Below are 12,058 nucleotides of genomic sequence, written 5' to 3' on the forward strand. Positions count from 1 at the left end.
GGTGATTTCGCGACAAGCCATTGAAACAACCGAGCTTCACCCGCTCACAATTCATCGTTCCAAGACGCCCGCGCGCCAGGCCGTGTGTCGGCAATCGAAACAGCACGCTTTCGGCTGACCCGGCGTGAGGGTGGGGCAGCGAAGAGGGCTGGACGTCAGTTTCCGCGACGGCTGGGGGTTGGGTTGATCACGGTGACGCGTCCGATTGCCGACACTGCTTGATTCAACTAATATCAGAAAAAATTCAAGTTAAACTTTAATTCATAGTCAGGTTGCCATGTCTGCCATCGATGCTGCGGAGCGCCCCTCCGATCACCATATCCGCCGTCTCAGCCGATTTCTGGTCTGGGGCGTGAGCCTCGCGGCCATCCTGCAATTGCCTGTGGTCTGGTGGATGTGGCTCTTCCCGGTGACGTCGGACCTCGCGGCCAATCCGATGCCGGGTGACGGGTTGGGCGGCGGCGATTTGAGCTGGTTCATCTTGCCGGTGCGGCTCGGCGCGGCCGGGCTCGCCTCCATCGGCGCGCTGATCACCTTGTACGGTTTCTACCATTTGCGCAGCCTCTTCCGGGAAGCGGCCAGAGGCGCTTATTTTTCCGCCGCGGCTGTGACCGGTTTCCGGCAGTTTGCGCTGGCCAGCCTGGTCGGCGCGCTTTGGGACCCGGTCGAGCATGCGCTGATGGGAGTCTATCTCACCGTTGCCAATCCCAATATTCCCAATGCGCTGGAGATATCGCTGGGATCGGGCAATCTGGGGTCTATCGGCGCAGCCCTGGTCTACTTCCTGATCGCCTTCATCCTCGCCGAGGGGCGCAAGCGCACTGAGGAACTGGAGCTGATCCTGTGAGCGAGCCGGATGCTGCTCCCGGAGAAATCATTGTCCATCTCGACGTGCTGCTGGCCCGACGCAAGGTCCGCTCGAAAGAGCTGGCCGACCGTATCGGCGTGTCCGAGCAGGCGCTGTCGATGATCAAGACCGGCAAGATCAAGGGCATCCGCTTTTCCACCCTGATCGCCATCTGCGACGCGCTGGACTGCCAGCCGGGCGAGTTGTTCGAATTCAGGCGGCTGCCGGACTAGAGCTTGCCGCCCAGTGCCAGGAATTCGCGCCGCATGTTGGCTCGGGCCTTGTCGCCGAGTTCCGTTTCGAATTGATCCGTCAGGAAAGTGCGTTCTGCCGCCTGCGCGTCCTTGAGGAAGGCACGCCGGCCCTGTCGATAAAGCAGGCCGGGTGCCCAGCCATATTCTTCCCGCACGCCCCCGGCATAGCGGTCATAGACATCCTCTGGAGCGCCAAGGATGGAGTAGTCGACGTCAAGAAACAGAGCGTCATCATTGTCCTGCCCGCCATCCTGATGGCTGGCGGTGGCCCGGATCAACGTATCCACCCGCCCTACCAGGCCGGGATCGGCACCGAGGCCGGGCAGTTCCGCACTCGCCCGGTCAGCGCTCTTGGCTTCATTATCCCTTCGATGCGTGTCGTAGAAGATGTCGTGATACCAGGCCGCCATCCACACCCGCGCCGGTTCGGTCAGCGTGTCGTGCAGGCCGTCGAGCCGATCGAAGATATCGATCAGATGCGACAGGCCATGATAGCGGCGATGGGGTTCGCTGTAGGCGGACAGGATGCCGACGATCTCCGTGTCGCCAGGCTTCCAGCCGAGCCCTTTCATCTGGACGTGCCAGCGCGATCTGAGCACATGGGCGAGGTCAGTCATTGATCAGCTCCAGATCGCGCCACAACATTGGCTGGATGTCGGCCCGTGTCCCGGCCACCCGCTCCCCGACCAGCCAGTGGGCGCGTTCGTGGAGGAGGGGGATGATGGCCATCTGGTCGTGGATGCGTTCCATGGCCGCCAGGTAGAGCTGACCGCGAGCTCGCGGCTCGTTCTGCCGTCTGGCCGCTACCATCAGATTGGCGAAGGTTTCGTCATCCCAGTTGAAATTGGCGGCGAACCCGTCCGGTGCGAACGGGTCGAGCATGAAAAACGGGTCTGATTTCAGGCCGCGATTGAAGCTGGCGATGGCGATGTCGAAACCGCCGCCATCGACGGCCTGGTAGAGATCGGTGGGATAGCTGACCAGCAGCTCGGTCTCGATGCCGAAACGGGACCAATCGTCGCTAATCGCCACGGCAAGACGTTCGCCTTCACCGGTTGTGGTGCGGATCTGGAGCGGACGGCCGACGCCGCCGGCCTGCGCGGTCAACTCGGAGTGTGTTACGACCGCGCCGGGCAGGACAAATTCGGTGGCTGCCGCCGTGTCGGCGTAAAACTCATGCGCCAGAAACTGCCGGTCGATGGCCCGGGACAGCAAGCGCCGAACCCGCACATCGTCCAGCGGAACGCGCGCATGATTGACTTTCAGGTATCGCAGGATCGGCGCGTCGAAGCTTTGGAACTGATCGCCCAAGCGTTCGCGCCAATAGTCGATCTGGTTGGCTGGCGGCCGGTCGGCGAGGTCGTAATCGCCGGCGCGGAAGAGGCGCATGCGAGTGGCGTCCTCGCGCACACCGTCAATGCGGATGGCGGGGATGGCGACCTGGTCCGCAGCGAAATGGCGAGAATTTCGGACCAGATCGAGGCTCATCTGGCTCTCGGCGGTGACGGTGTAGGCGCCAGACGTGACGATATGCTCCGGGCGGACCCAGTCCAGGCCGACGCGTTCGATGACATGGCGCGGGAAGGGGTAGAATTCGCGCATCAGCGTTGGCAGCAGGCCCAGCGGTGTGTCGAGTCGGAATTCCACAGTGCGGGCGTCGAGCGCGTTTACGCCCAGCTGGTCCGGCCCCATCTCCCCGGCATGTATCGACCGGGCATTGGCCACCGCATAGAAATCGCCCAGCACGGCGAAGCTCTGCGCCGGATCGACAATGCGCCGGGCCGACCAGGCCACGTCTTCAGCCGTCAATGGATGTCCGTCCGACCATGTGAGCCCGTCGCGCAGCCGGAAGGTCCAGACCAGGCCGCTCTCATCCACCGACCAGCTCTCGGCGAGGCCCGGCCCAACCGAACCATCCGGTGCGTACTCCGTCAGACCGGCATGGATCTGCTTGTAGACCAGAGCCGCCGCCGCAAATTCACCGCGCGCCGGATCGAGACTGTCGGGCAGACCGCTGGTGGCAACGCGCAGGAGGTCTGGTGGAGGCCCGGAGCGGCCGCAGGCGGCGAGTGAGGTGGCAGCAGAGGCCGCGAGCAGGGTGCGTCGGTTCAGCATGCCGCCATGATGGCGTGATTTGTGGCGGGCTTGTCCAGAAAAAGTGGGAGATAACTTGTTTGATCCCGGCGCCGCTCGCGGCGCAGGCCTGACCATAACCATCTTGTCAGCCAGCGCGCCGTATCCGGATTGTCAGGTCAAGGGTCGCGTAGCGGCCGCTTCGCGGTTGCACCCTTGAGCTGACAATCCGGATACGGCTGAATGCCGCCAAGAGGTGTATGGGCAATCTCGCGCGTCGCGCCAGCCGGTTACTGATGGACGCCTGCCCCTAAGCCTCAACCCGCCCATTCAACTCACCGACAAACCGGTCGAAAACGCCGAAGCTGTCCTGCGGGCCGGGGCTGGCTTCGGGGTGGTGTTGGACGGCCCAGACGGGCTTGTCGGTCAGCTTGAAGCCGGAATTGGAACCGTCGAAGAGCGAGACATGGGTCTCTGCGGCATTGGCGGGCAGGGTGGTGCCGTCGACGGCGAAGCCGTGATTCATCGATACGATCTCGACCTGGCCGGTCTCGTGGTTTTTCACCGGGTGATTGGCGCCGTGATGGCCCTGGGGCATTTTCGCGGTCTTGGCACCAATGGCGAGCGCCAGCATCTGGTGGCCGAGGCAGATGCCCAGGGTCGGGATATTGGCGTCGAGGACGGCCTTGATCGTCGGCAGGGCGTATTTGCCGGTCTCGGCGGGATCGCCCGGGCCGTTGGAGACGACGACGCCATCGGGATTGAGCGCCTTGATGTCATCGATCGAGGCCTTGCCGGGCAGCACGGCGACGCGGGCACCGGCCCCGGTCAGCAGGCGCAGGATATTGGCCTTCACGCCATAATCGAGCACCACGACGCGAGGTCCGTCTTCCGGTCCGACCGCATAGCCTTCGCCGAGCGTCCAATTGCCTTCCGTCCAATCGCCGCCCTCGGTGCGGGCGACGTCGGCGGCCAGTTCGCGGCCTTCCATGGTCGGCGCGCCGGCGGCGGCGGCCTTGAGGGCCTCAATGTCGATATTGCCGGCAGCGTCATGGGCAATGGCGCACATTTGCATGCCGCCTTCGCGGATCTTGCGGGTCAGGGCGCGGGTGTCGATGCCGGTCAGCGCCACAATGCCGCGCGTGCACAGCCATTCCTCGAAAGTTGTATCGGCGCGCCAGCTGGCCGGCGGGGTGATCCTGGCGCGGGCGATCATGCCGACAGCCGCTTTGCGGGCCTGCGGCGAGGCGGCTTCCTCGTCTTCCCCGTTGGCGCCGACATTGCCGACATGGGGGAAGGTGAAGCAGACGACCTGGCCGGCATAGGACGGGTCAGCCAGGATTTCCTGGTGCCCGGTCATCGCGGTGTTGAAGCAGACTTCGCCCAGGGCGATGCCGGTCGCGCCCGTGCCATGGCCCAAAAAGACGCTGCCATCGGCCAGAGCCAGCGCGCCGGTCGGTGTGGGGGTCGGCGTGGACGTCATGGCTAGTCTCCAAGCATCTGGCTGGGCGCGTCGGAGCCGACCGGAATCGGTTGGCGGCGAGGGGCGGGTAAACGGGCGCTCTGCTAGTCTCTAACGCGGGTCGGGTCAATAGCCCAGCGTTGCGGCGGCGCGTCGGTTTTGCCGCCTGCGCGCCCGGCTTGCCGAGCCGGTCGACCGGTCGTGATACTGCCAGTGAATTCGCAAGGAGCGGTCCAATCATGTCCGACGACGTGCAGGCCTACATCTCGGAAGGCAATGCCTGTCTGAAATCCGGCGACCGCAATGGCGCAGCGCTGGCCTGGTGCAGGGCCCTGGATGTCGACCCGCACCTGGCGACCGCTTGCAATAATCTCGGTGCCATCAACCTGATGGGCCGTGCCCCATGGCTGGCGCTTCCCTTCTTTCTGACCGCGACCCGTCTCCGGCCCGACCAGGCGAGCTTCTGGATCGGGCTTGCGCGCACGCTGGTTGAGCTGGGAGAGCCGCGGCGCGCTGCGGCCTGCCTCGACAAGGCGGCCAGCCGGATCCCCGAAGACCCGGCGCTGCGGGAAGCCTGTCGGCAGTGTCCCGCCGACGCGGAGATCAGGGCCCGCTTTGACGGCCTGGCTGACCGGTCCGGGCAGACCGAGGCAGTGGAGCAACTGGCGGCGATCGGTGACGTGCCGCCCGGCAGCGATCCGGCAGTCTGGTTGGACCGGGCGAAGGCGCTGGTCTGGAGCCTGCCCGACCGACCGGCGCTGTGGATTGTCTTGTCCCGCTTGGCCTTGCAGGCCGGTGATCCTGTGGCGGCCGAATTCAATGCCCGTCACGCCGTCGCGCTTGCGCCAGACGCAAGCGAGAGCTGGTTGGCGTTGGCCGGCGTGCTCGCACAATCCGGCCACCGATCCGAAGATGTGGTGCGGGTCCTGACGCGGGCCTTGGTCCTGTGCGGCCCGCGACTGCTCCTGGCTGAAGCCCTGTGCAACCGGTTGATCGCCACGGGGCGGGCAGACGAGGCGCTGGCGGTATTGGACCGCCTGCCGTCCGAGCGGATCGGTGATTCCGCCCGCTGGTTATTGTTGAAGGCCCGGGTCCATGAGGCGGCGGGAGATCGTTCGACGGGGGCGGCGCTGTTTTCGGACGCCCTCGCCACAACAATCGAACCGGTGGCCCTGTTGCTCGCGGCGGCGGAGTTTCACGAGCGTGACCTGAAGCCGGGCGCGTGGCTGGAGCTTTACGAATGCGCCCGGCAGGCGGGGGCGCCTCTCGACCAGCCCGACATCCACCATGCTCTGGCGCGCGCCCTGTTTCGGTCGGGTAAGGTCGAGGCGGCGCAGGCCGCGGTCAGGCGTGCGCTCGACGGTGCGCTGAGCGATGATGCCCGCCGGGTCGCCGGCTTCATCGCTGGCCAGATTGCCGACCGCCTCGGCCAGCACGACGAGGCCTGGCGGCATTTTGTGACCGCGAACGCATTGCTTGAGGCCGTATGGGAGGTGCCGGGGCGGTGCGACCACACCGTTCCGCTGGCACGGCTGGCCAGCCTTGATCAACGTCTCGAGGCCGAGATCACAAGCGCCAGGCCGGTCGCGCAGACGCCGGATGACCGTACGGACAGGCAGGGCGGCGCCGATCTCGCCTTCCTCGTCGGTTTCCCGCGTTCGGGTACGACCCTGCTGGACAGCGTCCTGCGTGCCCACAGCCGGGTCTTGGTGCTGGAAGAGGCGCCGGTTCTCATCGAGGCGCTGCGGATGCTGGTGCCGGGCTTCAGTGGTGACGAGACTCTGTTCTCCGAGGACTGGCTCGATGCCATCGCCGCGGCTGAGGTAGCCGACCTCCGCGCCGCCTACCGCACCCGGCTGGCGCACCACGCCGGGACGGTGTCCGCTGGCGTGACCGTGATCGACAAGCTGCCGCTCAACATGAACTGGGCGGCGGTGATCCACCGGATCTTCCCGGCGGCCGGCTTCATCCTTGCCCGGCGGAATCCGCTGGACGTGGCGCTCAGCAATTTCACCCAGGATTTCGCGCCCAACAATGCAATGATGGTGATGACACGGCTCGAGCGTATCGCCCGCTTCCACGCCGCCAGTTTCGACCACTGGGACCGGTTCGTGGACTGGCGCAAGCCGAGGCTTGCCGAGGTTCGCTACGAGGCACTTGTCGAGGACCTACGATCCGAAGTCGCTCCGATCCTGTCGATGTTGGGCCTGGAATGGGAGGATGGACAAGCGCGGTTTTACGAGACCGCCCGGGCGCGAGGCCGGATTTCCACGCCGAGTGCCAATCAGGTCACACAACCGCTCTACACCCGGGCCCGAGATCGCTGGCGCAATCATGCCGAGGCCTTGTCCGACCCTGTTTGCGAACCCTTGCGGCTGCGGGCCAGAGCTTGGGGTTACGATGTCGATCCGTATCCTGAAACCCGTTGATTTGCGGCGGACCCGGTCGATCTTGCAAGGTCGCCAATCGATCACCATTTACAATCGGACTTGATTCTTTGCTGCCAACGGAATAATCCCCGGCCCCTCGTTTCGGGGGCAAATGTCGCTTGCGCGTTTTGCCAACAACAAAAGGCCCGGCATTGTTCGAAACAATCGGCACGCGACCGCGTGCAATCGACAGGTTCTTCTCCCCGGAGAGCCCGTCACAAAGCGCCACCAAAGGCGCCCGGATAGGTTTGATTGCCACCATGTCACTTCGTGAACGCATCACCACGGATATGAAAACGGCCATGAAGGCCCAGGACAAGGCGCGTCTGTCGACGCTTCGCCTGATCTCGGCTGCCATCAAGGATCGCGATATCGCCGCTCGTGCGGAAGACCGCTGCTCCGGCTGCGGCGACACCGAAATCATGACCCTTCTCACCAAGCTGGTGAAACAGCGTGAAGAGAGCGCGGAAACCTACGAGAAGGCCGGTCGTCTCGACCTCGCGGAAGCCGAGCGGGACGAAGCCGCGATCGTGCGTGAATACCTGCCCAAACCGATGGATGACGGCGAGATTGCCGACGCGGCCCAGTCCGTGGTCAGCGAGCTCGAAGCCAATGGCCTGAAGGACATGGGGCGCTGCATGGGCGAGCTGAAATCGCGCTATGCCGGCCGCATGGATTTCGCCAAGGCGGGCGCCAAGGTGAAAACCCTGCTGGCTTCGGCCTGATCCGGATGCGGCCTGCAGATTGAGGGCGTGACGCGCGCGGCTTTCGCGCGCATCATGCACGGCTGATCTGTGTGGGGCGGGTCGCGGTCACAGGGTAGTCGACGGTCATGCGTCTCAATGAGGACTTCATCGACGAGATCAAGGCGCGTGTGCGCCCGTCGGACCTCATTGGCCGGTCGGTCCCCCTGAAACGGCAGGGCCGCGAATTCGTCGGTCTCTCACCCTTCAAGAAAGAGCGCTCGCCCTCGTTTTTCGTCAACGACGAGAAGCGCTTCTATCACTGCTTCGCGTCCGGCAAGCATGGCGACATCTTCACCTGGCTCGAAGAGATGGAAGGCCTGTCCTTCATGGAGGCGGCCGAGCGACTGGCTGGTGAGGCCGGGCTGCGCCTGCCCGAGCCGGATCCGGAAAGCCAGCAGAAGACCCAGCATCGCAAGTCCCTCGTCGAGTGGATGGAAAGCGCCCAGGCCTGGTTCATCCGCGCGCTGCGGTCACCCCAGGCCGAGGAGGCGCGCCGTTATCTCAAATCACGCGGCCTGACCGGTGAGGATTGTGTGCGTTACGGCATTGGTTATGCGCCGGACAGCCGCACCGCCCTCAAGGACGAGCTGGTCACCGCCGGGGCGCCGGTTTCCGACCTGATCGAATGCGGTCTGTTGATCGAGCCCGACAGCGGCTCGCCCTATGATCGTTTCCGCGACCGCATCACCTTCCCGATCCATGACCCGCGCAATCGTCTGGTCGGTTTTGGCGGACGGGCGCTGTCGAAGGATGCGCGGGCGAAATACCTCAACTCGCCGGAGACCCCGATCTTCCACAAGGGCTCTGTTCTGTATCGCTACCCCGAAGCCCGCAAGGCCGCGTCCGACCCCAAGCAGGATATCCGCGGCCTGATCGTCGCCGAGGGCTATCTCGACGTGATCGCGCTGTCGCGGGCCGGGCTGGAGCAGGGTGTCGCGCCGCTGGGGACCGCCATCACCGAGGAGCAGATCCAGCTGTTGTGGCGCGCCGGCGGTGAGCCTGTAATGTGCCTGGATGGTGACAGTGCCGGCCGCGCTGCGGCGTTCAAGGCGGCCGACCGTGCCCTGCCATTGCTGCAGCCGGGCAAGACGCTGCGCTTTGCCTTCATGCCTGACGGCAAGGACCCCGACGACATCCTGCGCGAGGAGGGTGCCAATGCGCTCCGGGCGGTGTTTCGCGAGACACGCTCGCTGGCCGATCTGATCTGGGAGCGCGAGGTTCTGGTCGAGCCGTTGGACGATCCCGACCGCCGGGCCGGTTTCCGTCGCCGTATCCGGGCCCTCGTCAGCCAGATTACCGATGGCGATATCCGCGAGGAGTACAAGCGCGAGTTCGACCAGCGCATGGATGCGCTTTTTGGCGCCCGTCCGCAGCCCGGGCAGCGTGGCCGTCGCGGACCGTGGAAACCGGGCAAGGGCGTGGCGCTGGGGGCGACGGCGGAGCTGCGCAACAAGCAGTCCAGACAGGCGGATCCGACCGCACGGCTGGGACATCTTCTGCTTGTCGCGGCCATGGAATACCCGGAAATCGCCGCCTCGCAGGTCGAAACCCTGGCGCTTTTGCGGTTGGGATCGCTTGACAGGCTGCGCGACGCCGTTCTAGACGCCTGCTCTTCTGGGCAGTTTGTGCAGACCGACACGCTACGGGCCGAATTGGCCGATGCCGGATACGCGGCAGAGATAAAGCGGCTCGACGGTGAGCGCAGACCCATGCGAGCGGAACTGGGCGGTATGGAGGCGTCTCCAGAGGTGAGGGCAGAAGCTTGGAAGCGGCTGGCTCACGCCTATATGGAACGAAGCGAAGCACAGACACGTCGTGATGAGGCGCGCGCCCGTCTGGACGAAGAACTCAAGCAGGCGGATTCGGAACGCTTTCGGCAGGTAGTTGACGCCTACCGGCATGAAAGCTCTCGTTCGGAGTCATCCTGATGCGTATAATTCTGATTGCGCGCCCCAAGGGCGGCGCGACAAGGGACGATTAGATGAGCAAATCGGCTGAAGCCAATGAAGCGACGGAAAATTCGGACGGTCCGCTGCTGGACCTGACCGACCAGTCCGTCAAGAACATGGTGAAGACCGCCAAGAAGCGCGGTTATGTCACCCATGACGAGTTGAACGCGGTGTTGCCGAGCGAGGAGTTCTCGTCCGAGCAGATCGAGGACGTGCTGGCCCAGCTGTCCGAGATGGGCATCAATGTCGTCGACAATGACAGCGATGTGGATGACGACGCGGCCGAAACGGCGAAGCCGGCGAAGGGTGCTGCCGCCGCGTCTGCCTCATCATCAGATGATGATGACGATGACAGTGACGATGAGGAAGAAAGCGACAGCCGCGCAGTGGCCGGCGCCTCGAAGACTGCCGTCACCGGCCTCAACACACCGTCCTCTGCCGATCGCACCGACGACCCGGTCCGCATGTACCTGCGCGAGATGGGTTCGGTCGAGCTCCTGTCCCGTGAAGGCGAGATCGCCATCGCCAAGCGCATCGAGGCCGGCCGCAATGCGATGATCCGCGGCCTCTGCGAGAGCCCGCTGACCTTTGAAGCCATCATGGTCTGGCGTGACGAGCTGCAAGAGGGCCAGGTCCTTCTGCGCGACATCATCGATCTCGACGCCACCTATGGCGGCCAGCAGGCCGAGGCCGCCGAGGACGATGACGAGAATGCCGACGGTACGGGCGAGGGTGAAACCCCGACGCCGGCCGGTGGCACGACGCCGAAGCCGGAGTCCGATGATGAGGACGACGACGAAGACGGCAAGAAGTCGGAAAAATCCGGCGATGATGACGACGAAGAAGACAGTGAATCATCATCCAGCGATGATGATGACGATGATGATGAAGACGGTGTTTCGCTGTCGCTCTCGGCCATGGAAGCCGAGCTGCGCGACGGCGTCATGGAGACGCTTGATTCCATTGCCACCGACTTCGCCGCCTTCCGCAAACTCCAGGACAAGCTGGTTGCCGCCCGGATTGAAGGCAAGGACCTGACCAAGCAGTCGCGTGAGAAGTACGAAGGTTTCCAGAACGCCATCGTGACCAATCTCAACACGATGCACCTGAACAATGCCCGGATCGAGGCGCTGGTCGAACAGCTCTATGCGATCAACAAGGAACGCATGGCGCTGGAGGGCAAGCTGCTGCGCATGGCCGATGCCCATGGCGTGCCGCGCGCCCAGTTCATGGACAGCTATTTCGGCAATGAGCTGAACCCGGAATGGCCAACCTCCATGGCGTCGACCTCGAAGGCCTGGGCCCGTTTCATCGACCGTGAAGGCGTTGACGCCGGCAAGATTCGCGACGATCTCGCCGATCTGACCCAGCGTGCCGGCGTGCCGATCGAAGACCTGCGCCGCATTGTCCGTACCGTCCAGAAGGGCGAGCGCGAAGCGCGCGTGGCCAAGAAGGAAATGGTCGAGGCCAACCTGCGCCTCGTCATCTCCATCGCCAAGAAATACACCAATCGCGGCCTGCAATTCCTGGATCTGATCCAGGAGGGCAATATCGGCCTGATGAAGGCCGTCGACAAATTCGAGTATCGCCGCGGTTACAAGTTCTCGACCTATGCCACCTGGTGGATCCGCCAGGCGATCACCCGCTCGATCGCCGACCAGGCGCGCACCATCCGTATCCCGGTGCACATGATCGAGACGATCAACAAGATTGTCCGCACCAGCCGCCAGATGCTGCACGAGATCGGCCGTGAGCCGACCCCGGAAGAACTGGCTGAGAAGCTCGCAATGCCGCTGGAAAAAGTGCGCAAGGTGATGAAGATCGCCAAGGAGCCGATCTCCTTGGAGACGCCGATCGGCGACGAGGAAGACAGCCATCTGGGCGATTTCATCGAGGACAAGAATGCCGTCCTGCCGATCGATGCCGCCATCCAGGCCAATCTGCGCGAAACCACCACCCGGGTCCTCGCCAGCCTCACCCCGCGTGAGGAACGTGTCCTGCGCATGCGCTTCGGCATCGGCATGAATACCGACCACACGCTGGAAGAAGTCGGCCAGCAATTCTCGGTCACTCGCGAACGTATCCGCCAGATCGAAGCCAAGGCCCTGCGCAAGCTCAAGCACCCAAGCCGGAGCCGGAAGCTTCGGAGCTTCCTGGATAACTGATCCACGCCATGCGTGGATCATCCCGGTCGGCGTAAAGCGGCGATCCGGGATCCGGATGTGACGGGTTCAGACATTGAAAAAGCCGGCCCTTGGGCCGGCTTTTTTGTGGCTGTGTGAGGACGCCTTTCTTCCC

Annotated in this window: 9 protein-coding genes; 6 read left to right on the forward strand and 3 right to left on the reverse strand. The window is 64.2% G+C overall.

Annotation, left to right across the window (positions count from 1 at the left end):
* The first annotated feature begins 277 nt into the window (after nucleotides 1-277).
* Nucleotides 278-847 carry a DUF2975 domain-containing protein gene (locus VOI18_RS09815; RefSeq protein ID WP_323762229.1) on the forward strand — a complete coding sequence of 190 codons (570 nt, stop codon included), beginning with the start codon at nucleotides 278-280 and terminating at the stop codon, nucleotides 845-847.
* Entirely contained in the window at nucleotides 844-1,080 is a 237-nt protein-coding gene (locus VOI18_RS09820) for a helix-turn-helix transcriptional regulator (RefSeq protein WP_323762230.1), read from the forward strand. Before VOI18_RS09815 ends, VOI18_RS09820 begins: the two co-directional genes overlap by 4 nt.
* Here the strand turns inward: VOI18_RS09820 and VOI18_RS09825 are convergent.
* The 3 genes from VOI18_RS09825 to carA all read right to left on the reverse strand — a co-directional run bounded on the left by VOI18_RS09825 (nucleotide 1,077) and on the right by carA (nucleotide 4,657).
* Complete coding sequence (locus VOI18_RS09825) at nucleotides 1,077-1,718, reverse strand: hypothetical protein (protein ID WP_323762231.1); 642 nt, start codon at nucleotides 1,716-1,718, stop codon at nucleotides 1,077-1,079. The genes VOI18_RS09820 and VOI18_RS09825 overlap by 4 nt on opposite strands.
* Nucleotides 1,711-3,216 carry a peptide ABC transporter substrate-binding protein gene (locus tag VOI18_RS09830; RefSeq protein WP_323762232.1) on the reverse strand — a complete coding sequence of 502 codons (1,506 nt, stop codon included), beginning with the start codon at nucleotides 3,214-3,216 and terminating at the stop codon, nucleotides 1,711-1,713. Before VOI18_RS09830 ends, VOI18_RS09825 begins: the two co-directional genes overlap by 8 nt.
* 268 nt (nucleotides 3,217-3,484) lie before the next feature.
* A complete protein-coding gene (gene carA / locus VOI18_RS09835) occupies nucleotides 3,485-4,657 on the reverse strand; it encodes a glutamine-hydrolyzing carbamoyl-phosphate synthase small subunit (protein ID WP_323762233.1) in 1,173 nt (390 codons plus the stop codon).
* 218 nt (nucleotides 4,658-4,875) lie between these two features.
* Between carA and VOI18_RS09840 the strand changes: the two genes are divergently transcribed.
* From VOI18_RS09840 to rpoD, 4 genes are all read left to right on the forward strand, one after another.
* A complete protein-coding gene (locus VOI18_RS09840; RefSeq protein WP_323762234.1) occupies nucleotides 4,876-7,065 on the forward strand; it encodes a tetratricopeptide repeat-containing sulfotransferase family protein in 2,190 nt (729 codons plus the stop codon).
* A 260-nt stretch (nucleotides 7,066-7,325) separates the two neighbouring features.
* Entirely contained in the window at nucleotides 7,326-7,790 is a 465-nt protein-coding gene (locus VOI18_RS09845; RefSeq protein ID WP_323762235.1) for a GatB/YqeY domain-containing protein, read from the forward strand.
* A 107-nt stretch (nucleotides 7,791-7,897) separates the two neighbouring features.
* Nucleotides 7,898-9,739, forward strand: a complete 1,842-nt coding sequence (gene dnaG / locus VOI18_RS09850) for a DNA primase (RefSeq protein WP_323762236.1) — start codon at nucleotides 7,898-7,900, stop codon at nucleotides 9,737-9,739.
* Nucleotides 9,740-9,792: 53 nt separating this feature from the next.
* A complete protein-coding gene (gene rpoD, locus VOI18_RS09855; RefSeq protein WP_323762237.1) occupies nucleotides 9,793-11,925 on the forward strand; it encodes an RNA polymerase sigma factor RpoD in 2,133 nt (710 codons plus the stop codon).
* Nucleotides 11,926-12,058 lie beyond the last annotated feature (133 nt).

Source organism: Maricaulis sp. (genome assembly GCF_034670125.1).
Classification (GTDB): Bacteria; Pseudomonadota; Alphaproteobacteria; order Caulobacterales; family Maricaulaceae; genus Maricaulis.

What these genes read in the sequence shown, in the direction of transcription:
- VOI18_RS09815 (WP_323762229.1), top strand. Translation starts at nt 278, where the DNA reads ATGTCTGCCATCGATGCTGCGGAGCGCCCCTCCGATCACCATATCCGC.
- VOI18_RS09825 (WP_323762231.1), bottom strand. Translation starts at nt 1,718, where the DNA reads ATGACTGACCTCGCCCATGTGCTCAGATCGCGCTGGCACGTCCAGATG.
- VOI18_RS09830 (WP_323762232.1), bottom strand. Translation starts at nt 3,216, where the DNA reads ATGCTGAACCGACGCACCCTGCTCGCGGCCTCTGCTGCCACCTCACTC.
- carA (WP_323762233.1), bottom strand. Translation starts at nt 4,657, where the DNA reads ATGACGTCCACGCCGACCCCCACACCGACCGGCGCGCTGGCTCTGGCC.
- VOI18_RS09840 (WP_323762234.1), top strand. Translation starts at nt 4,876, where the DNA reads ATGTCCGACGACGTGCAGGCCTACATCTCGGAAGGCAATGCCTGTCTG.
- VOI18_RS09845 (WP_323762235.1), top strand. Translation starts at nt 7,326, where the DNA reads ATGTCACTTCGTGAACGCATCACCACGGATATGAAAACGGCCATGAAG.
- dnaG (WP_323762236.1), top strand. Translation starts at nt 7,898, where the DNA reads ATGCGTCTCAATGAGGACTTCATCGACGAGATCAAGGCGCGTGTGCGC.
- rpoD (WP_323762237.1), top strand. Translation starts at nt 9,793, where the DNA reads ATGAGCAAATCGGCTGAAGCCAATGAAGCGACGGAAAATTCGGACGGT.